The sequence below is a fragment of the Aerosakkonema sp. BLCC-F183 genome, from assembly GCF_041929145.1.
In the GTDB taxonomy this organism is placed as follows: Bacteria; Cyanobacteriota; Cyanobacteriia; order Cyanobacteriales; family Aerosakkonemataceae; genus Aerosakkonema.
Genome location: NZ_JBHFNU010000049.1, coordinates 214,976 through 236,433 on the forward strand (window position 1 = coordinate 214,976; position 21,458 = coordinate 236,433).

14 protein-coding genes are annotated in these 21,458 nt (G+C 42.3%); 7 read left to right on the forward strand and 7 right to left on the reverse strand.

Annotated elements, in window-relative coordinates:
- Positions 1–435 precede the first annotated feature (435 nt).
- Positions 436–774: a hypothetical protein gene (locus ACE1CD_RS15115; RefSeq protein WP_374825161.1), complete on the reverse strand. Its 339-nt coding sequence runs from the start codon at positions 772–774 to the stop codon at positions 436–438.
- Positions 775–990: 216 nt separating this feature from the next.
- Here ACE1CD_RS15115 and ACE1CD_RS15120 point away from each other — a divergent pair, with 216 nt between their 5' ends.
- The 6 genes from ACE1CD_RS15120 to blaOXA all read left to right on the forward strand — a co-directional run bounded on the left by ACE1CD_RS15120 (position 991) and on the right by blaOXA (position 13,623).
- Entirely contained in the window at positions 991–2,295 is a 1,305-nt protein-coding gene (locus ACE1CD_RS15120; RefSeq protein ID WP_374825163.1) for a GUN4 domain-containing protein, read from the forward strand.
- A gap of 136 nt (positions 2,296–2,431) precedes the next feature.
- Positions 2,432–4,327, forward strand: coding sequence for an AMP-binding protein (locus tag ACE1CD_RS15125; protein WP_374825165.1), 1,896 nt, complete (start codon positions 2,432–2,434; stop codon positions 4,325–4,327).
- Between the two features lie 20 nt (positions 4,328–4,347).
- Positions 4,348–10,248, forward strand: coding sequence for an amino acid adenylation domain-containing protein (locus tag ACE1CD_RS15130; RefSeq protein WP_374825167.1), 5,901 nt, complete (start codon positions 4,348–4,350; stop codon positions 10,246–10,248).
- A 157-nt stretch (positions 10,249–10,405) separates the two neighbouring features.
- Positions 10,406–11,485 carry a hypothetical protein gene (locus ACE1CD_RS15135; RefSeq protein WP_374825169.1) on the forward strand — a complete coding sequence of 360 codons (1,080 nt, stop codon included), beginning with the start codon at positions 10,406–10,408 and terminating at the stop codon, positions 11,483–11,485.
- Between the two features lie 102 nt (positions 11,486–11,587).
- Positions 11,588–12,700, forward strand: coding sequence for a DegT/DnrJ/EryC1/StrS family aminotransferase (locus ACE1CD_RS15140; protein ID WP_374825171.1), 1,113 nt, complete (start codon positions 11,588–11,590; stop codon positions 12,698–12,700).
- 53 nt (positions 12,701–12,753) lie between these two features.
- Positions 12,754–13,623 carry a class D beta-lactamase gene (blaOXA, locus tag ACE1CD_RS15145; RefSeq protein WP_374825173.1) on the forward strand — a complete coding sequence of 290 codons (870 nt, stop codon included), beginning with the start codon at positions 12,754–12,756 and terminating at the stop codon, positions 13,621–13,623.
- A gap of 3 nt (positions 13,624–13,626) precedes the next feature.
- Here blaOXA and ACE1CD_RS15150 read toward each other — a convergent pair whose 3' ends face one another.
- The 6 genes from ACE1CD_RS15150 to ACE1CD_RS15175 all read right to left on the reverse strand — a co-directional run bounded on the left by ACE1CD_RS15150 (position 13,627) and on the right by ACE1CD_RS15175 (position 20,487).
- Positions 13,627–13,833, reverse strand: a complete 207-nt coding sequence (locus ACE1CD_RS15150; RefSeq protein ID WP_374795576.1) for an anthrone oxygenase family protein — start codon at positions 13,831–13,833, stop codon at positions 13,627–13,629.
- A gap of 263 nt (positions 13,834–14,096) precedes the next feature.
- Positions 14,097–14,927 (reverse strand): ABC transporter permease, encoded by an 831-nt coding sequence (locus ACE1CD_RS15155; protein ID WP_374825175.1) that lies wholly within the window; start codon positions 14,925–14,927, stop codon positions 14,097–14,099.
- Positions 14,928–14,930: 3 nt separating this feature from the next.
- Positions 14,931–15,842, reverse strand: a complete 912-nt coding sequence (locus ACE1CD_RS15160; protein WP_374825177.1) for an ABC transporter permease — start codon at positions 15,840–15,842, stop codon at positions 14,931–14,933.
- Positions 15,843–15,867: 25 nt separating this feature from the next.
- On the reverse strand, positions 15,868–17,655 hold the full coding sequence (locus ACE1CD_RS15165) for an iron uptake porin (RefSeq protein WP_374825179.1): 1,788 nt from the start codon (positions 17,653–17,655) through the stop codon (positions 15,868–15,870).
- 130 nt (positions 17,656–17,785) lie between these two features.
- Entirely contained in the window at positions 17,786–19,069 is a 1,284-nt protein-coding gene (locus ACE1CD_RS15170) for a PotD/PotF family extracellular solute-binding protein (RefSeq protein WP_374825181.1), read from the reverse strand.
- Between the two features lie 218 nt (positions 19,070–19,287).
- On the reverse strand, positions 19,288–20,487 hold the full coding sequence (locus ACE1CD_RS15175) for an ABC transporter ATP-binding protein (RefSeq protein ID WP_374825183.1): 1,200 nt from the start codon (positions 20,485–20,487) through the stop codon (positions 19,288–19,290).
- Between the two features lie 325 nt (positions 20,488–20,812).
- On the opposite strand from ACE1CD_RS15175, the gene ACE1CD_RS15180 reads away from it, so the two are divergent.
- Entirely contained in the window at positions 20,813–21,175 is a 363-nt protein-coding gene (locus ACE1CD_RS15180; protein WP_374825185.1) for a hypothetical protein, read from the forward strand.
- Positions 21,176–21,458: the final 283 nt, after the last annotated feature.

Consider the following 21,458-nt stretch of genomic DNA (forward strand, 5'->3'; position numbering starts at 1 on the left):
AAGAGTTGCCCAATTTTTCTAACTGACTTTCAAATGAGCGAACCGTAAGCTTAATAACTGGAGTTTAGACATCGCACCTGCGGTGCGATAGTCTAAACTCCAGTACTAACTCTAAATCTAAATAGCGCTACTGGCTTTTAATCGGCGCTATTGGAGCTTTATTTTTGGTAAATGTGAAAAGATTCAAGCACTTAATGAAGGCAAATCCGGTTCTCCTAAGTACGGGAGAACCGGAAAAGTTCGGTTGGCGATTGGCTTTAGTTGAATCAAGGTACTACCTAGCCATTCTTCTAGGGTGTAGCTACCTATCGATCTGATGGAGCGCGATCGCTTTCCTGCCATGATGATGCCGAAAGGGTCAGCGGATTTGCCTAGTGCATCTAAAATTCTGCTGCAAGGCTATACGATGGCGAACTAGATGCTTTTAGTGAATTATTAAAGGGAATTCACGTCAAGAGATCCGTTAAGTTTCAGCACGATTATACCCACTAACACAATCAATCCGAGCGCTCGGCGGAAGTAGTTAACTCCGTCAAAGAGTTCCAACCATGCCCAAGTGAACAAAGCACCGAACGCTACTAGCTCTGAGGTTATCTGAATTTTGCCGCTTGGGAGCAGAAATTGAAGCAAGGTGGCTGCTAACCCAACTAGGAACGGTAGATTGGGTATCTGGGCAATCACAATTTTGCCTTCACTGTCTCGAAAAGTGCGATCGAACAATGTGGTCTTCTTTGCTGATGGTAACTCTTGATTCTGGGTCAATTGAGATGACATTTGCCCTGTTTGAAATACTACTGAGAATTAATGCTAAGGCTATCGCCTAGAGCAGCACCTATACCGAGCGTTAGATTAAATAGGCTCGTAGGTAGTTTTAGTAGTTGACAGATTTAGCGCGACTGCCAATTTTTCAGGTTCTTCTGGACTTAGTGCGCTAAGATATCAAGAAAATGCCACCCAAATACTTGAAAACTATTTACAGATCTGACGGTTATGAATATCCATCCTGAAAATGAGGATGCCCTCTTGGGCAATTTATTTGCTGGCGGCAATTCCCCGACCGCTAACCCTAACGGGTATAACGGGAGTCCCCTTGCCGCATTTCAGATGGATCGCCAAAGCGAAAGAATTGGGGTAATAGCATTATTTCTGTTTGCTATCGGCAATAGTACCCAGCTTTCAGGATTATCTACTCCACCAAGCGCATCTCAAGTAGCTGCTGCTAATCCAACTGGCAATGCCGCCGCGATGCGAGATGTATTTTATACCAGTAAAAGCTTTGGTTTTCGTTTTGTTCGGCCAAGCGGTTATACAATTGTACCAACCCAAAAGTTATCTGGTCAGCCTACTCCTGTAGAAGTATTAGAAATTTGGAACCAAGCAGATTATCTTAACCCTAATGATTTACCAGAATCGCCACCAATTATTAGCATCACCGTTTATAATAACTCCCAAAAGTTGCCTTTAGCGAGATGGAAAGGTCAACTAAGCCGGAATGACGATCGCCCTCTAACTGTTGCCGGACAGCAAGCGATCGCTTACACTTCAACAGGGCTCTATGAATCCGATAATGTCTTATTCAGCAGTCGAGATAATGGGTATGTATTCCGGTTGCAAGTAGGGTACATCAATAAAAACGATCGCATTCGACAAGTTTTTCAACAAGTGGTTAGCACTTTCACTTTCGATATTCTCAATCCCTCGCAACCGATTTCGCAGTGGCGCATCGATTACAGCAATTTGCAAAACTTTTTGAATCGACGTAATTGGCAAGCTGCCGATCTAGAAACTAGAGGAATTATCTTTAGATTAGCTGGGACTGAAGGCGATTTGCTATTTGATAGCAAAACCGTACTCGCTCAACTTCCTTGCGAAGATTTGCGTAATATCGATCGGCTTTGGTCAACTGCTAGCCAAAAACGCTTTGGTTACAGCGCACAACAGCGAATTTGGCAACAGATTAACCCTCGAACAAATAACTCAAAACAGCGAGTAGAAAGATTTGGTCAAGTAGTAGGATGGCGCAGAAACGCTCCTCTACCAGAAAACAATCCAGTTGGTATGGAGTTAGCAGGAACTCAGTGGCGATTAGATACCGAATTAAACTATACAGCCAATGCACCTGTAGGTCATTTTCCTTGGGTGGGAGTTTCTTCGACGCGCTTGAGTGACTACCTGAGTGAGCGTTCTTCCGGTTGTGGTAGTTGTACCATTGATGCAATGAATCTAGCATCAGATCGGTTCAATGATTATTTACCAGCTTTGTTTACCAGGCTCAAAGTCTGTCGCATTTCTTAGCGTGGCGCACTCTTAACTTTGCCGTCCCAGCGGAGTTCGTCTTAAATGTGACACGTCAGCAAACGTCTGACAAGCTGTAAAAATAAATCGAGAAGCAAAGGCTAAATATAAACCAAAATCTGAAAGTAGAGAAATAATGAATCCTGCGAAACAGCCAATTACAGTTCCCGAACTCATTCAAGCTCAGGCGCAAAATAATCCCGATCGAATCGCAATTCTGGCTCCAAAACGCGCTCCCTTAACTTATGGTGGTTTGCGCGATCGCATCCACCAAACCGCCGCCACGCTCAACACGCTGGGAATCAGCCCCAACGATCGCGTTGCTGTCGTCCTTCCCAATGGCCCAGAAATGGCGGTTGCCTTTTTAGCGATCGCCGCGACTGCTACTTGTGCGCCCCTCAATCCAGCTTATCGCGAACAGGAATTCGACTTTTATCTTTCCGATCTCAATGCCAAAGCCTTAGTCATTCAGTCTGGAGTGGGCGAACCTGCTAAAATAGTCGCTAAAGAGCGAGGAATCCCAATTATCGAACTTATCCCCCAGTTAGAAGCTCAAGCCGGTAGTTTTAGTTTAATTTCTGAAAATTTAGCCAATCCAACCGCGCAAATTCAGAATCCAGAATCTCATCATATCGCCTTAGTTTTACACACCTCTGGCACAACCTCTCGCCCCAAAATTGTGCCGTTGACGCATTCCAATCTTTGCAGTTCTGCCAGTAATATTCGCCAGACGCTGAATTTATCGCAGAGCGATCGCTGTCTCAACATCATGCCTTTATTCCATATTCATGGATTAATTGCCGCCTTGCTTTCATCCCTCAGTGCTGGTGCTAGCATCGTTTGTTCCCCTGGTTTTTATGCGCCACAATTTTTCAGTTGGGTAGCAGAATTTCAACCCACTTGGTATTCAGCTGTTCCCACTATGCACCAGTCAATTTTGGCTCAGGCTGAAGCAAATCAGGAGATTATTTCCCACAGCAAACTCCGATTTATTCGCTCCTCTTCTGCTTCCCTAGCCCCTCAAATCATGGCTCAATTAGAAACCACTTTTAATGTTCCCGTAATTGAAGCCTACGGGATGACAGAAGCCTCCCATCAAATGGCAAGCAATCCCCTCCCTCCCAAAGAACGTAAACCCGGTTCGGTTGGCTTAGCAGCAGGGCCAGAAATTGCCATTATGAACGAAGCGGGACATTTACTTTCAACAGGTGAAATCGGAGAAGTTGTTATTAAGGGAGCCAACGTCACTCAAGGTTATGAAAATAATCCGAAGGCGAATGCAGAAGCGTTTACTAATGGTTGGTTTCGGACAGGAGATTTAGGCTATTTAGATGGTGATGGATATCTCTTTTTAAAAGGTCGAATCAAAGAAATTATTAATCGAGCGGGTGAAAAAATTTCCCCTCGCGAAGTAGATGAAGTCTTACTAGAACATCCTGCTGTCGCTCAAGTCCTGACGTTTGCTGCACCCCATACCCTTTTAGGGGAAGATGTTGCTGCTGCTATCGTTTTAAAGGAAGGAATGACGACTAGCGAGTTAGAAATCAAAGAATTTGCTGCTCAAAAACTAGCAGATTTTAAAGTTCCTCGCGTTGTTTTATTTTTAGATGAAATCCCTAAAGGGCCAACGGGAAAACTGCAACGGATTGGTTTAGCTGAAAAATTAGGACTGACGGCATCGAATCCCACCGCAGATCCAGTGGAATATGCTCCACCTCAAACCCCAATCGAGATGAAATTGGCAGAAATTTGGTCGCAAGTGTTAGGATCTGAAAAAATCGGAATTTATGATAACTTTTTTCAACTAGGGGGGGATTCTATTCTGGCTGCTCAAATTGTTAATCGCGTGCGAGAAGCCTGGGGAGTGGAGTTGTCTTTTCTGATATTCTTTCAACAACCTACAATTGGGAATATGGCAATCAAAATAGCTCAAATTCAAGCTGAGTCGCTTGAAGTTGAGGAGTTAGATGATTTATTGGCTAACATTGAGAATTTATCTGAAGAAGAAAGTCAAAATTTGTTAAATAAATAAATACTATCTAGATATAAATCATGAGCGAAATCAATCAAAGAATTGCCAAATTATCTCCAGCGCAAAGAGCGCTTTTAGAGAAAAAGCTGCAAGAAAAAGCTGCCAAATCAAATCAAAAACAAAGCATTCCCCAAAGAAGCGATGGAAATCCCGCGCCCTTGTCATTTTCTCAGGAGCGAATGTGGATACTAGACCAATTTGAGCCGGGAAATCCCGCTTATAATCGTCCTAGCAATATTCATTTAGTAGGTGTACTGAATGTTCTCGCCTTGGCGCAAAGTTTGAATGAAATTGTACGTCGTCATGAAATTTTACGTACCAGCTTTCCCGTAGTAGATGGACAAGCAATTCAAGCGATCGCACCCACTCTCACCATATCATTACCCCTCGTAGACTTGAGCCATTTACCGACTTCGGAACGGGATGCAGAAGTCCAACCTTTAGCAATTCAGGCAGCGCAGCATAAATTTAACCTATCCCAATTGCCTTTAATTCAAGCTACTTTACTGCGATTAAGTGAAGAAGAACATATTTTATTGCTGACCCTACATCACATTATTTTTGATGGCTGGTCGATGGGTGTTTTGTTGAAAGAATTGGCTGCTTTTTATGATGTTTTCGTTAACGCTAAATCCTCTTCCTTACCTGTCTTACCAATTCAATATGCAGACTTTGCTAGCTGGCAAAAAGAGCGACTTCAAGGAGAAAAATTAGAGACTCAACTCGCTTATTGGAAAAAACAATTAGGAGGCGATATATCGGTTCTAAAGTTACCGACCGACCGATCGCGCTCCCATAGTCGCACGTTCCGAGGCGGTAAGGAAGTCCAAAGATTGCCCAAAAACTTGAGCGAGTCGCTGAAAGCATTGAGTCAGCAAGAAGGGGTGACGCTGTTTATGACTCTACTGGCAGCGTTTCAGACATTACTCTATGGTTATACTGGTCAAGAAGATATTACCGTAGGTACTCCGATCGCAGGACGCGATCGCACGGAAATCGAAAACTCGATCGGCTTGTTTATCAATACCCTAGTATTACGTACTTCTGTTGAGGGCAACTCGACATTTCGAGAGTTACTCAAACGAGTTCGAGAAGTTGCTTTGGCAGCAGAAACTCACCGGGAAATTCCCTTTGACAAACTTGTCGAGGAATTGAAGCCGAAGCGGAATCTCCATCAACCTCCCTTTTTTCAAGTGCTATTTCAACTCAGAAATCTACCCAAAGAATCGATTGAAGTGGCTGGGATAAAAATGGAAGATTATCCCTTAGAAACAGGGATGGTTATGGTGGATTTATCCTTAGAACTTGAAGAACAGCCTGAAGGTTTATTAGCTGTATTTAAATACGATACTGATTTATTCAAACCCGAAACTATTGCAAGTATTGGGCTGGATTTCCAGAGTTTATTAAGAGATATTGTTGCTAATCTCGATCGACCAATTGCAGAATTGACTGACCATTTATTAGCCAAGCATCAAACTCAAAATGAATCATTTAGCTGCTATTTAATCGGTCATCAATCTTTGGTGATTCCCTGCGCTCAGCATCTTTTAGAAAAAGGTCATCAAATATTCGGGATTATTTCTACTGGAGCATCGATCGACCGCTGGGCAACTGACCAAAACATTCCTCTTCTTCAGGAAAAAGATGATTTAGTTGATGTTTTAAGTCAACGACCTTTTGATTATTTATTTAGTATCTATAACTTATCAATTTTACCAGAAAAACTCTTTAAATTACCTCGGAAATATGCGCTCAACTGCCATGATTCCCTTTTACCACAATATGGCGGTATCAATGCACCATCTTGGGCAATTTTGAATCAAGAAAAAGTGCATGGTGTTACCTGGCATCAGATCGACCATCTAATAGATAGTGGCGATATCATCAAACAGGTAACAATCGAGATCGATCCAAATGAAACAGCTTTTACCCTGATCGGTAAATGTTATCAAGCCGCGTTAGAGTCTTTTGTTGAATTAATTGATGACTTACAGCACGATGCTATCACCTTAATTCCACAGAATTTAGAGAACCGCAGCTATTTCTCAATTTCTCAAAAACCCAGTCCCGGATGCTTATTGCCCTGGTATCGCCAGGGTGAAGAATTGAAAATTTGGATGCGAGCGTTAGATTTTGGAAATTATCAAAATCTTTTGGGGTTGCCGAAATTAGCGATCGCCAATACATTCATCATTATTGCTCAGTTGGAAGTGCTAGAAACTACTTCTAGTGCTGTCCCTGGAACCATTACTGCAATTGAATCGGATCGTTTAATCGTTTCTACTGGAAGTCATGATGTTGCTCTCACGCGAATGCTGACTTTAGAAGGTAAAACCCTTTCTATCCCTGAGTTGGTGACAAGATTGAGATTGCAGATAGGCGACTGCTTTGAAGAAATCGAATCAACCCAAATGCAGCATCTCAAGAAGATGGAAACTGCGATCGCTAAACATGAATCATTCTGGGTAGAAAAATTAGCCACCTTACAGCCGATCGCTTCACCCGATCGCAATTGGCTTTATGGAAATCAAGATATCTTTTCTCCGTTACCAGGAGAAGATATGGCAAGCAAAAACTGGCTCGTTTTCCCCGAAATTGACCGCTTTTTAGCAAGTCATTCAGAAGGTTGGAATTTAGAAGAATTTCTCGTCGCTGCTTTCGCCGCCTATCTCGCCCGGATCGTAGAAACAGATGATTTCGATCTGGGATGGAGATTAACAACCAGCCAGCGCCCTGATGGGGGATTAGAAAATTTCTTTGCGGTTGACGTGCCTTTTCGTCTCAAAATAAACCTCAAGCAAGGAATAGGGGAAGTCGTTAAGGCAGTGCAACAACAAATGCAATGGGTGGAACGACACCAAACTTATCCGCGTGACATCCTACTCAGATATCCCGAACTTCAAGAATTACGAAAACTGGGATTTCAGCATCAATTTCCCGTCACGATCGAACGAGTGGAAACTCTCGATTTCGCATCAGCTTTATCGACTTATGGTTTAACTTTCGTAATTCCAGAGACAGGGGAAGAATGCCGTTGGATGTATGACGCTGCCGCCTTCGATCGAGAAAGCTTTGACCGCTTTAGCAACTCGTTTACCACATTTGTTCGCCATCTGGTTATAAATAGCGATCGCTCTCTGGCTGAACTGCCTTTAATTTCAGATCGAGAATGCGATCGCCTCCTCCACCAGTGGAATTCTCCTTCATCCAATGCTTTGACAAATCTCGCCATTCATCAATTATTTGAACAACAAGTATTGCAATACCCAAATAGCATAGCCGTGCAATTTGAGAACCAGCGGCTTACCTACGCGGAGTTAAATGCACGCGCCAATCAACTCGCCCATTACTTACAACAATTGGGCATTCAACCGGAAGAACTTATCGGGATTTGTGTTGAACGATCGATCGAGATGTTAGTCGGGATATGGGGAATTCTGAAAGCAGGAGGTGCTTATGTACCTTTAGACCCTACTTATCCCACAGAACGTTTAGAATATATCATTTCTGATGCTGAAATATCTCGGTTATTAACTCAGGAAAAACTGTTAGAAAGATTCTCCGACAAGGGAGTAAATTTAGTTTGTCTGGATCGAGATTGGAATGCGATCGCCTTAGCCAGTTCAGACAATCCCAACTGCCCAGTTTCTCCCCATCATCTCGCTTATGCGATCTATACATCCGGGTCTACGGGGCAACCTAAAGGGGTAGCGATCGAACATCAATCTTTAGTGAATTTTACCCAAGCTGCGATCGCAGAATATGGCATCAGTCAAAGCGATTTCGCGCTCCAATTTGCTTCAATTAGCTTCGATGCTGCTGCTGAAGAAATTTATCCTTGTTTGCTTTCTGGCGGTACTTTAGTTTTGCGTACCGATGAGATGTTAAGTTCTATCGAAACATTTCTGAAACGATGCCAAGAATGGAAAATCACCGTGTTGGATTTGCCCACCGCTTACTGGCAGCAAATGCTGCGAGAATTGGTGGCGGCTAAATATAATCTACCCGCATCTTTGCGGCTAGTTATTATCGGTGGAGAACGAGCGCTCCCTCAATCTGTCAAGTTGTGGCAGCAGTGGGTAGGAGATTTTCCTCAATTGTTAAACACTTATGGCCCAACAGAGGCAACAGTAGTCGCTACAGTTTACCAGGTGAGTACCTCTACTCCCATTTTGCAAGAAGTTCCCATCGGACGAGCGATCGCCAACGTGCAAACCTATATTCTCGATCGCAACTTACAACCCGTTTCTATCGGAATGCCTGGAGAATTATACCTTGGCGGTGCGGGATTGGCGCGAGGCTATCTCAATCGCCCAGAATTAACCGCAGAAAAATTTATTCCCCATCCCTTCAGTCAAGAACCTAATGCCCGTTTATATAAAACAGGCGATCGCGTTCGTTACCTTAAAGATGGTAATATTGAGTTTCTCGGTCGGATTGACAATCAAGTAAAAATTCGAGGTTTTCGGATTGAATTGGGAGAGATCGAAACAATCTTGCTCCAGCATCCTGGCGTGAAAGAAGCTGTTGTTGTCGTGCAAGAGGAGCGCGATAACAAACATTTGGTTGCCTATTTTGTTGGCAATGGAAAACAACCTATCTTAACCGAACTGCGCTCTTTTCTCAAGACCAAACTTCCTGATTATATGATGCCATCAAACTTTATCAGTTTGGATGCTCTACCTTTAACGCCGAGTGGAAAAATCGATCGCCTTGCACTTCCCAAACCCGATCGAGCTCGACAAGAATCCACAGATATCATTAAAACTTCTAAAGATGAATTAGAATTGCAACTCATCCAAATTTGGAAAGAAGTCCTCAATCTAAAGTCAATCCAAACAAGCGATAACTTCTTTGACTTAGGCGGACACTCCTTACTCGCCATAAAACTTTTCAGTCAAATTAAGAATAGGTTGGGTCAAGACATTCCGGTTGCTACTCTTTTCCAAGCACAAACTATTGAAGAATTAGCTAAAATATTGCGCCAAGAAGGATGGTCAAATCGCTGGGCGACGCTTGTTCCAATTAAACCAGATGGATCGCAAGTGCCTTTCTTTTTCCACGGGGGTGCCGCCGATGCGACGACTTGGGTTAAATTCGCGCATCTTTTGCCGCGCGATCGCCCTTTTTACGGTCTGCAACATCCCATTTTAGAGGGTAAGCCATTTACTCAAAATTCTCTTGAAGAAATGGCAGCCAATTGTCTCAAAGAAATCCGCACTATCCAACCTAATGGACCTTACTTTATCGGCGGTCATTGTTTTGGAGGGGTCGTTGCTTTTGAAATAGCTCAACAGCTTCGCGCTCAAGGCGAAGAAATTGCATTATTGGCTTTAATTGATGCTTTCGCACCTAAACCATTGCCGCAAAATAATCTACTTTGGAAAACCCAAGCTGTTTTTCATAAAGTTAGTTTTCTGCTGCAAAAAACCTATTACTATCATGCCGATGATTTAAAACAGCGAAATGGGTGGGAGAAATTTAAGTATGTTACAGGTTGGTTGAAGAAAAAATTTCAACCTAAATTGCAGCAAAGGCTGAATCGAACGCAACTCCCATCAAAGAAATCTAGCTATGAAAATAATTCCCTGACTGATAATAACCTTCATTTGCAAAAATCCAACAAATCTATTAACCATGAGCTTCGCTACCAGGAAGCTGAAAAAGCAAACCGAGCGGCTAAAGCCAGATACACTCCACAAGTTTATCCGGGCGCGATTACGCTCTTCCGTGCTAAAACGCAACTCTTAGAATGGTATTTCGGCTCTAAGTTAGGATGGGAATACCTCACAGAAAAAGGAGTAGAAAGCTACGAAATACCCGGCCTTTTCGGTAACTTATTTAACCAGTCAGCATTGCCAATTTTAGTTGAAAAAGTGAAGCTTGCTTTAGAAAAAGTTCAGGAGAATCAGAAATAATAACTTACACGCAAAGTGCGGTTACATAAGGTACATTTTCATCTGCGTCTATATGCGTGCATCTGCGGTTCAATAAAAAAAACTGTACTGCACTAAGTTAAAAACCGTTGGAATTCAAAACCTGTTAAAATTAACCCTGAGAAACGGAGATTTTTGTATGAACATCATTCAAATTGTACCCAGGCTTCCTCCCCATACCGATGGAGTTGGCGATTATTCTATTCAATTAGCTAGCCAACTTTTAAAGGGTCACGGAATTGCTACACAGTTTTTTGTTTTTCAACAAGGAATCAAAATAGAACCCATTGTAGCTGGATTTCCGGCAACTGGGATACCTGCTCATACTGTAGAAGCGTTTCTATCCGTATTACCGAAAGATATTACAGGAATCATTTTACATTACAGCAATTATCCCTACTTACGTAATAAATGGGATGCTCCCTTTTGGTTGGTAAGCGCTTTAGAAAAAACCGTCAAGCAACGGAACATCAAATTGATTGTTATGTTTCATGAGTTACCATTCTTAAAATTTAAAAACCTCAATTTTTTACATCCCATTCAAAGCTTAGTTTCTCGCCGCCTTGCCAAAAGTGCCACAACGGTTATTACAGACAGCGCTCGTTTTCAAGCAATTCTTGAGCGTTGGTTACAGCATCCTGTCACCTGTATTCCTGATTTCTCAACTATTGGCGAACCCGACGATGGGGTTCCACCTTTAAGCGATCGCGCTCCTAGAATGATTGTCTTTGGTGGGAGCGATCGCGTCCGCGTTTACCAAAATCACCTAAAAGGGTTATTGTACAGTTGCCAAGCTTTAGGAATTGAAGAAATTTGCGATATTGGTAAATCTCTCAACTTACAACCCTCGGACTTTCCAAGGGTACGTTTAGTACAGATGGGTTTTCAGCCTGCTGAAGCAATTAGAGAACTCATGTTGAATTCTTTAGCAGGTTTTATAGATTATAGCCGTTTTCCAGGAGATTTGGGCAAATCAAGTGTTTTTGCGGCTTTTTGCGCTCATGGATTGGTTCCCATTTGTTCTTGCTACAATCCTTCAGAGGCTGATGGTTTAGAAATGGGCAAGCATTATTTAGTTCCCGATCGCTCTTTACAAAATTTGTCTTCAATACAGCTTCAAACTCTGGCAAATAATTCAAATATGTGGTATCTAAATCATAATATTAAACAAAATACTAAAATTTTTGCATCTTACTTAAAGTCTATTTCATGTTTATGAAGTACAGTAGATCTAAGCAAGATACCCGACTTCATAAAAAAGTCGGACATATCTGTAGCTCGGTCAAAACGTCGGATTGAATAGAACTTATTTAGTAAATTCATGAAAAAATTTATACCCTTATCAAAACCATCAATTACTTGCCTAGAAATTGAATATGTAAATCAGGCGATGAGTTCGGGTTGGGTATCTTCTCTAGGTTCTTATATCAACGAATTTGAGGCAAGTTTTGCTAAATATTGCGGGACAAAATATGCTCTAACAACTTCCAGCGGGACTACAGCCATTCATCTCGCTTTAGCAACTTATGGAATTACAGCAGGAGATGAAGTAATTGTTCCCGATTTAACCTTCATTGCCACAGCAAATGCTGTCGCTTATACAGGTGCTAAAGTTGTAACAGTTGATATAAAAGAAGATACTTTATGTATCGATACAGTTAAAATTGAAAAAGCGATAACACCAAACACCAAAGCAATAATTCCAGTGCATCTTTACGGACATCCTGCCAATACAATTGAGATAAACCGACTGGCTAAAAAATATAACTTATTAGTACTAGAGGATGCGGCTGAAGCTCATGGCGCAGAAATAGAAAGGCAAAAAACAGGCTCTTTAGGTGATTGCGGTATTTTTAGTTTTTACGGTAACAAAATTATAACTTGTGGAGAAGGAGGTATGATAACCACAAATGATGAAGCTTTCTATCATCGAGCAAAGCATTTGCGAGACCAAGCAATGAGTCCTTTAAAAAGATATTGGCATAACGAACTTGGATTTAACTATCGCATGACCAATTTACAAGCTGCTTTAGGTCTAGCTCAACTGCAAAGAATAGATGAATTAATTGAAGATAGAATTAAGATATTTGAACTATACCGAAGTTATTTAGCAGATATGCCAGGGATAAAGCTTAATTTTACTGCTGATTATGCTCGCAATGTTTATTGGCTGGTATGTTTTGAAGTCGAGGGCTATACAGAAGCAGAGCGAAACAATCTCATGAAAGCTTTAGAATTACAGGGAATAGAAACTAGACCTTATTTTTATCCAGTTTCAGAAATGCCGATGTATCAGCAAAATTCTATACCAACCCCAGTTACTCATAAAGTTTATCAACGCGGCATTAACTTACCTTCTTATTTTGGTCTTACATTTGAAGAAATTGAGTATATTTGCACCTGTTTGCGAAGCCAAGTCAACAATGGATTTTAGTACGGCTACATCTACAGTAAGAACTCAAGCGTAATCTGGTGAGGAGATGATTTATGCACTCAATCATTCGTAAATTTTGGCAACAATTCTCGAAAATTTTTTTGAGCAATTTAATAGTGATATTAACCTGCTTTGTTCTACTAATTGCCAGTGGATACAGAATCCCAGTACATTCAGCTTCATCAGATTTATACATTGCTCAAAAGATTGATTTAGGACAATCATTTCGAGATTTAGGTGTTGATGGTTCAATTGTGATTTATGACAAAAATAACGCTCGTTTTTACGAACATAATCCATCCCGGAACACAACAGCTTTTCTCCCCGCTTCTACATTTAAAATTTTCAATGCGCTGGTGTCATTAGAAACTGGTGTAATTCCAGATGACGTTGCAGTTTTAACTTGGGATGGGATTAAACGTGAAATACCAGCTTGGAATCGAGATACAAATTTGCGTCAAGCATTTAAAGATTCAACTGTTTGGTTTTACCAAGTTTTAGCTCGAAAAATTGGGTATCCGCGAATGCAACAATTTATCGATCGCGTAGGATATGGTAATCGCCAAATTGGGACAGCAGAACAGATCGATCGCTTTTGGTTAGAAGGCCCTTTGCAAATTACACCGAAACAAGAAATCGAATTTTTGCGACAACTGGAAGGTAACAATCTTCCCTTTTCGGAACGCACTCTAGAATTAGTGAAAGATATCATGATTGTAGAGCGTACACCGACATATACTCTACGCGGAAAAACAGGTTGGGCTAATAAAGTTAATCCGAATATTGGCTGGTTTGTAGGTTATTTACAGCAAAATAATAATATTTATTTCTTTGCTACAAACCTTGCCATGTCGAATGCTAATGATGCGCCTAAAAGATTAGAAATTACTCGTCGCAGTCTCAAAGTATTAGGGTTACTTTGAATTTTACAGTTTTAAAGAGCGATCGCACAAAGCAAAAGTCAGCAATACTGCTGCTACAAGTGCTGCAAGCGTCCGAACGTGATTCCAAAATGTCCAGTCAGTAAGGTATTGAGCCCATAATTTCGCAGCTTCAATACTTTCTGGTTTAACCTTTGCCAGTGCACTTAGAAACGGTTCAAGATCAGATGAAATTCTACTGGAAATTAACAATAATGCTCCCGCAATCGATGAGAAAATTCTTACAGCAATTCAAACTTTGCTGTAGTTTATCATTTTAATGCCGAGTAACTATCAGTAGATCCAAGAGCCGATTTTTGTAGTATTCTATGTCTAATTTTAGCTGGTCGGCTACATAAGCGATCGCATCAACTTTAGCTCCTATTTCTCTTCGAGCTTCAAACAGCAATTAAAAAAGCGATCGCGCCAACGTGCGATCGCTTTTCTAATCCAAACCTATTTAATGGCAGTTCTTTCTATCCTTGCTTTGGTTTACTCTGACGGTTGGAAAGATACTGAATCGCCAACAAAGCGGCTCCAATTAGCACGAAGGAAAAAATCGTGGTAATCGTACCCAAAGCATATAACGCAGGAGAAGTCACATTAGTAGTCATCCCGAAAATTTCCAAAGGAAGAGTATTTGTCTCTCCAGAAATTAGCGATGTCCGAGTAAATTCATCGTAAGAAAGGGTAAAACCAAGTAATCCAACTCCCACCACACTAGAAGCAATCAGAGGAAAAACGATCTGCCAGAAAGTAGTCATTTCACTAGCGCCTAAATCCCGTGCTGCCTCCTCGTAAGCAGGATTAAAGCGACCGAAAATACCGAGCATAATCAAAAATGCAAAAGGTAATGTCCAAGTCAAATGTCCTGCTAGTGCAGAGGAATACCACTGGTTGTCAATTCCTAACAAACCAAATAAAATTCCTATTCCCAAAGAAACTAGAATGCTAGGTACGATCAAACTAGATATAGTCAGATAAAAAATTAGATTCGACCCGGTAAAGCGACGGCGGAATGCCAATCCTGCCATAACGCTGAAGACAACTGTCAGCACCATGACAATTAATGCCAAACTGAACGATCGCCAAAACGCATCCACAAAGTTTCCTACTCGCTGTTCGCCAAAAACCGCACCAAGCCAATAAAAGCTGAATCCCCGCATTGGGAAGGTAAGCTGCCCTTCTGGGCCTTGTAAAGATAGTAGAAAAACGGCAAACATCGGCCCGTATAAAAATAATACGAACAAGCCGAAAAAGCCAGCCAAAAGATAGGAAGAAATTGGTTTCTTTTTCTGCTCAGCCATGATTTAAAGTTCCTTGCGAATATCAACTGCGCGGAGAATTGCAAATACGATCGTCAGCGTAATTATTAACAGAACTACAGCGTTAGCTGCTGCTAAGGGATACTGCAAACTATCCAACTGATTTTTAATTAAATAGCCCACAGAAGAAGATTTGCCGCCGCTCATAATTCGCATCGTGGCAAATTCACCCATTACCAAGGTGACGACAAAAATCGAACCGATCGCGATTCCCGGTGCCGCTAATGGCAGAATGATTTCTTTTTGAATTTGAAATGGCGATGCACCTGCATCTTCTGCGGCTGAAATCAGGTTGCGATCGATCCGAATCATGCTATTGAAAATTGGTGCTACCATGAATAAGGCATAAAGATGTACCATTGCCAGCACTACAGAAAAGTCAGAAAACAGGAAAATTTCAATCGGTTGTTTAGTCAGACCTAATCCCATCAACGCTTGGTTAATTAGTCCTTCCCGTCCTAAAAAAGGAATCCAAGAAATCATCCGAATCACATTGGAAGTAAGGAAGGGAACCGTACAAATTAAAAACCAAATAGTTTGCCATTTGGGATTTTTGATGTGGAACGACAAGAAATAAGCCACCGGATAGCTAATTAACAAACAAACTGCCCAGACTAAAGACGCAAACTTCAGGGTATTTAGATAAGTTGCCAAATAAACTTTGGATGTGAAAATTCCCAGATAGTTGTTGAAAGTGAATCCGGGAGACATCGCAAAGCCATTGAAATTCCAAAAGCTCACGATCGCGATCGCCGCAATGGGAAGCACCAAAAACAATAGAAATACGAGAGTTTGCGGTGCGGAAAGCAAGTAGGGCTGGAGTGCTTTCCAGTTGACCGATTTAGTCCGGCGCGATCGAGTTGGTTCGTCCGAATTGGAAAATTGACTAACTGCCATAATAAATCTTCCTAATCGCGTCACATCAGAAATTAAAGTTGGTACGAATAACGCCAACAAAAACCGTATCGTTCGAGCTATTGTGTTCCGGATTGGTAATCACTACCAGACCCGGTGTAATGCCAATGTTGTCGGTAATTTGATACTTGTAAAAAGCATCAACCATAATTGAAGTATCTCGATCTTCAAAACCGCTCACATCGTTTTCTGTAACTTTAGAAGGCATTCCTACCACAATGCCACCCAAATTTCCTGGTTTGAATAAATCTGGAAATGCTAAAGCGCCTGCCCAAGATTGAATCGTTGCATCTGCACCTCTACCGAATCCAGCTTCTGCCTTTGCTTTTGCATAGTAATACCAGCCACTTACAATCAATCTGGGGCTAAATTTATACTGTGCTTCTATGCCGTATCCATTAGTTGAAGTGGGAAAAGGGCCAAAAGGAAATGCTGAGTTTTCGCTACCAAAAAAACCACCTGGAGGAGCGTTACTGCTACCATCATCGTAGGCGTGCAAATAAGTCAAAGCTACCGCAAATTTATTCGATGGCCTGATTGTAATTTGACCTAACGCACCGTAAGGGCCATTAAATAGTCCGGTACTCGGATTGTTGGCTGTGGGATCGCCTGCTAGATAACCTCCACCAATATTAATTGCTTTGCTAATGTTGTAGTTGAATCCCGCACCTGAGACGCCACTGGGAAAGTAAATCGGACTGCGGAGAGCAAAGCCAGTGAGAACGGTATCGTAGTCACCATCAAGGGGATGGAGAGTTGGTACGAATAAATCTAGAAACCCGAACGCTTCGACAAAAAATGTACCTCGATCGCCTAACGGAAAGCGATACTCTAATTGGTTGATCGAAAATCGGTTATCGCTGGGAGAAGTAAACGCCAATCTAGACATCGCCGTTCCGGTAGCTTCACCCAGCGCGGGAGTATTTCCTGCTTGTAAGCGGATAATTAAGCTATCTCTGCCCGTAAAGCTACTGTTTAGAATTAAACGTACTCGATCGGAGAAAACTAAATTATCATCGACATCATCGCGATCGGATGTAGCAGGTCTAGCACTATTCGGAATGCCGAATTCCGCTGGCGTGGCTGGTAAAATACCAGCACCAGAACTGATTGCTTTTTTATCTCCAAAAACATTTACTAGCGCAAAAACAGCGTGTCCCCTGAGTTTAGTAGTAGTAGAAAACTGTTGCCTTTCTAGAGTTGCAGTTCGAGTTTCTAATGCTCCTACTCGTCCCCGTAAAGTTGCCAGTTCTCCAGCAAAATCTGCTTGTAACCGCCGCAAAGTTTCTAAGTCTTCCGCGCGAACCAGATTGGAATTTGTAGTAGAATTGGGAGTTACGCCAGCAATGAGTTCCTGAATTCGATCTAAGCAAGCATTGAGTCCGGCGGCGAATTCGTATCTGGTAATGGCGCGATTGCCGCGATAGGTTCGATCTGGATACCCTTCAATACAGCCATAACGTTCGACCAGGGATTGCAATGCTTGAAATGCCCAATCTGTCGGCTGTACGTCTGTTAGCTGGGAAACAGAAGTTACTTGACCCTGCAACATACCGGGTCGATCGGCTTCCAATTCGGCAACGGAATTTACTCGCTCTGATAATGCAGTTTTTGGCTCGGTATTTTCTGCGGTAATCACTGAAAAATTAGTCGCTGAATCCGATCGCGTAAGTGGATTGGTTAACGCGCGATCGTTCTCTCTAATTTCAGTCGCACATACGGATGAAATAGCCATTAGCAGGAAAACAGGTACAAAAGATCCCTTCCCCAGGCATTGCCCGAGCAAATTTAACATCATTCAATTCCTCACACCACAAAAATCGAAAATCTATTTATTTAAGGTGCGATTTCACACCTAACTATTGCTTCGCGATCGTTCAAAATTATCAATTCAATTTTTTGGCATTTTGAATCGATCCGAAGTTTTATGCCACGATAAATTCCGTCCATTTGTAAACAAGATAAACTTGTTCGGGCATAAAAGAATTCCAACAAGCAACATTACCCATCCGCTCGTTAAAAGAGCCGCCGTCGCGCACTGCACCTTGGGATTCGATCTTTTTCCCAAACGGATCGATCATATCGATCGCGGCTGGCTTTCCTTCATACCAAAAATCCCACTCTTCCGGCTTCATATATTTTCTGGCATTGTCCGGTGCTGCGCTGTAGTAACCTTGACGGGATAAAAATCCTCCCACCCAACCTGCTAATACCCAGTTGAGATATTCATAAGCGGCATCTAATTCAATCCCGGAAAGATTTTTGGATAATCCCAAACCGCCACCCCAACCGCGATAACCTTCTTTTAAGGGAGCATACACGCACTGCAATCCTCTAGCTTTCACTGCCGTTACAGCTGGCGACCACATCGATTGCAGCACTACTTCCCCAGAAGACATAAAATTAACAGATTCATCAAATGTCTTCCAAAATGCGCGGAACTGACCCGCTCTTTTCTGCTCGATCAAGATATTTGTTACCTTGTCGAGTTCTTCGCGAGTCATGTTACCTTTATCGCTAAATTGCATCAATCCTTGTGCTTCCATCACCATTGCCGCATCCATAATGCCAATGGAAGGAATATCTAAAATTGATGTTTTACCGCGAAATTCAGGGTTAAATAATTCTGCCCAAGATTCAATTTTTCTATTTACTAAATCGGGACGATAACCTAGTGTATCGGCATTGAATTGAAACGGAATCATCGTTGCCCAATCTGTGGGACTGGTAGCAAATTCCGTAGAATCTGACCCTTTGAGGAACATTACTTTTCGGGGTGCGGTTCCTTGAGAGGTATTTACTCTTGCGCCTGAGTAGAGTTCTCCGTTAGTGAAAATGGGGGTAATTTTATCGAATTCTTTGACTTTGCGAATATCGATCGGCTGAAGGTTTCCCGATGGAATTACTAATGGTAAACTGAAAAACTCTCCGTCGTAAATATCGTATTGTTTGGGTTGGGTAATCGCAATTTGAATGTTTTCTGCCGTACTGAGCGCTCGCATTTTGATTTTAAAGCCCAGTTCTTTTTCGGCTTGCTCGCGAATGTCGTTAATTTGAGCAGCCCCCGTTCCCATCAGGCGAAGAGTAACATCTTTGATCTTGTTAGTAATAATCGTAGGGCCTCGGTTGGGATTGCAACTAGCAGCCGCGATCGCCGTTCCAGCTGCCAACCCACCTGTAATGAAGTTGCGCCGACTGATTTTGGACATAGTTTTCTTTCCGGTGCTGAGCGTTAACTGATAAATTTGGAGATTTAAAGCTCACTTGGAAAATTCCGATTGCACGATGCAGGTGATGCGATGCGATCGGAAAATATTTCTCTGCCTAATCGACCTCTTGTGCGGTGTCGAACTTAAATTTTTCCCACAGCTAAAACGCAGATAAACTCAGATAATTGCATCGCAGTTTATCCATTGAGGAAAGCGATCTAGTGCGGCAAAAACACGCAATCATCTTTTGACCAACTCAGAACCACTAACTGTCCTTCATGGAAGGAATTGCTATTCCAATCTGTCGTGCGAGCTTTATAGAGAAGTTCTTGTCCGGTGGCTTCGGTCATTAGAGAAACTCGCGTTACGAACCCGGTCATTTCAACTGCTGTAATGCGGGCAACCACCTGATTGGCAGCTAGGGAAGACTTGGCAGGAACATCGGGTGAATAAGCGCTGATCTGCATCAGATCGGGACGCACAGAACAAGCAGCTACCGAGCCGACGGAAGTTCCGTAGCCTCGACTATATATACTGCCAATTCCCTCAACTTCTAACTGAATTAAATCGAGAATTTCGTCTTTAATAACGTTCAAAATTTTACCTGTAAAGATGTTGTTATCGCCCATAAATTTGGCTACGAATTGAGAACCTGGGCGCTCGAACAGTTCATCTGGGGTAGCAATTTGATCTACTTTTCCATGCGTCATTACTACTACTTGGTCTGATAGCGAGAATGCTTCCTCGACGTGGTGGGTAACTTGAATAAAAGTCATGCCAAACTGCTTTTGAATTTTGCGAAGTTCCGTTCGCATTCGCACGCGCAGGTTTTCATCTAAGGCGCTGAGCGGTTCATCTAACATTAATACTTGCGGACGGGTTACTAATGCTCTGGCGAGTGCAATTCGTTGCTGCTGTCCGCCGCTGAGTTGATTGGGTTTGCGATCGGCTGTATGGCTGAGTCCTACCATTTCTAAGATTTCACCGACGCGAGTATGCCTTTCTGATGGCGCGACGTTCCTCATTTTCAATCCGAATTCGACGTTTTCCCAAATGGTTTTGTGGGGAAATAAAGCGTAACTCTGGAACATCATCGAGGTATTGCGCTTGGCAGCTGGTAGGTCATTTACCCGCTTGTCGCCAATTAGAATATCTCCTCCGCTAATCTCTTCGTGTCCGGCAATCATTCTCAACAAGGTGGTTTTCCCGCAACCGCTTGGCCCCAACAGGCAGCAGTAGTTTCCGGCTGGAATATCGAAGGTAATATGCTCGACTGCCGTTACAGCACCATATTTTTTAGTTACCGATCGCAACGCCACACCAGCAGCAGCTTCGGCAAGGGCATTTTGAATATCGGTTGCAGGTTTGCGTGCAGTTATCATTGCCCCATCGGTTCGTTTTTCCGTTTCGATTGTCATGATTTCTCCTTACAAGTTAAGGGATGGCATCTGGCAGAATGGAGCTTGTCTGGACTTACCTGGAATTAAATTTCTGAGTGTTGCGCTCTTAAATCTCTACCGAGTAAGGCACTGAAACCAAAATTTTTAGCCCGATCGGAGAAGATAAAGGACGCCTATCTTAAAAGCCGCGATCTGACGAGGTGTATTGAATTATTACTAGATACTGTGAAGTACCTTTGCTGATACCTGCGATACAAATTTGGCGTGTTAAACTAAAAAGAAGGATTGTATACAAATTTTGTACACAAAGTTGGTGAAATAATTTGTATTACCTGCTACATCTATGCAAATTTTAGGCGGGAAATTTCAGCCACGAAAGAGTTGCGGGATAGATCGAGGATCTGCGACGATCGATGTTGGTAAATTGGGGGAAGATCTCGTTGTGTCGCTACAGCCAGATACCATTGCAATAGAAACATGGAGCGATCGTCTCCATTTATCGAAATCCCTTACTCGTACAACTCAATGCCCGCGCCGCACTCGATCGCACGGCAAGTCTAGTAGATACTTTAAAAGCCAGAACTCCATCATTATCTTGAAATACAATCTAAGTGTAGCCGTCAAATTTGTAGAATCTTTGGTTGGTGCAGGCTTAAGCACCAGTAAAAGAGGAGATTTGGCATATCCCATCTCTAAACTTAAGTAGTCGGACAAAAGTAAACGACACTGTATTAACTTTTGTGACAAAGCGAACTGCGATCGCAGATCGAGATTGCATTCATGCAGTAATAAAAGGGTCGGCAATTAACAACGATGGCTCCTCTTATCTTGGCCGACTGTAGAGACGTTTCATGAAACGTCTCTACTTGGTGATGAGAGAAAAACTTGTTCATTTCAATACTTCAATCGGTATCTTAATAATAAACTCTGTTCCCTGTCCCAGAGTGGAGACACTAAGCTAAAGGAAAGGTGTATCCGCTCGAATAGTG

What these genes read in the sequence shown, in the direction of transcription:
- ACE1CD_RS15130 (WP_374825167.1), top strand. Translation starts at nt 4,348, where the DNA reads ATGAGCGAAATCAATCAAAGAATTGCCAAATTATCTCCAGCGCAAAGA.
- ACE1CD_RS15155 (WP_374825175.1), bottom strand. Translation starts at nt 14,927, where the DNA reads ATGGCTGAGCAGAAAAAGAAACCAATTTCTTCCTATCTTTTGGCTGGC.
- ACE1CD_RS15120 (WP_374825163.1), top strand. Translation starts at nt 991, where the DNA reads ATGAATATCCATCCTGAAAATGAGGATGCCCTCTTGGGCAATTTATTT.
- ACE1CD_RS15135 (WP_374825169.1), top strand. Translation starts at nt 10,406, where the DNA reads ATGAACATCATTCAAATTGTACCCAGGCTTCCTCCCCATACCGATGGA.
- ACE1CD_RS15140 (WP_374825171.1), top strand. Translation starts at nt 11,588, where the DNA reads ATGAAAAAATTTATACCCTTATCAAAACCATCAATTACTTGCCTAGAA.
- ACE1CD_RS15170 (WP_374825181.1), bottom strand. Translation starts at nt 19,069, where the DNA reads ATGTCCAAAATCAGTCGGCGCAACTTCATTACAGGTGGGTTGGCAGCT.
- ACE1CD_RS15165 (WP_374825179.1), bottom strand. Translation starts at nt 17,655, where the DNA reads ATGTTAAATTTGCTCGGGCAATGCCTGGGGAAGGGATCTTTTGTACCT.
- ACE1CD_RS15125 (WP_374825165.1), top strand. Translation starts at nt 2,432, where the DNA reads ATGAATCCTGCGAAACAGCCAATTACAGTTCCCGAACTCATTCAAGCT.
- blaOXA (WP_374825173.1), top strand. Translation starts at nt 12,754, where the DNA reads ATGCACTCAATCATTCGTAAATTTTGGCAACAATTCTCGAAAATTTTT.
- ACE1CD_RS15180 (WP_374825185.1), top strand. Translation starts at nt 20,813, where the DNA reads ATGCAAATTTTAGGCGGGAAATTTCAGCCACGAAAGAGTTGCGGGATA.
- ACE1CD_RS15115 (WP_374825161.1), bottom strand. Translation starts at nt 774, where the DNA reads ATGTCATCTCAATTGACCCAGAATCAAGAGTTACCATCAGCAAAGAAG.
- ACE1CD_RS15160 (WP_374825177.1), bottom strand. Translation starts at nt 15,842, where the DNA reads ATGGCAGTTAGTCAATTTTCCAATTCGGACGAACCAACTCGATCGCGC.
- ACE1CD_RS15175 (WP_374825183.1), bottom strand. Translation starts at nt 20,487, where the DNA reads ATGACAATCGAAACGGAAAAACGAACCGATGGGGCAATGATAACTGCA.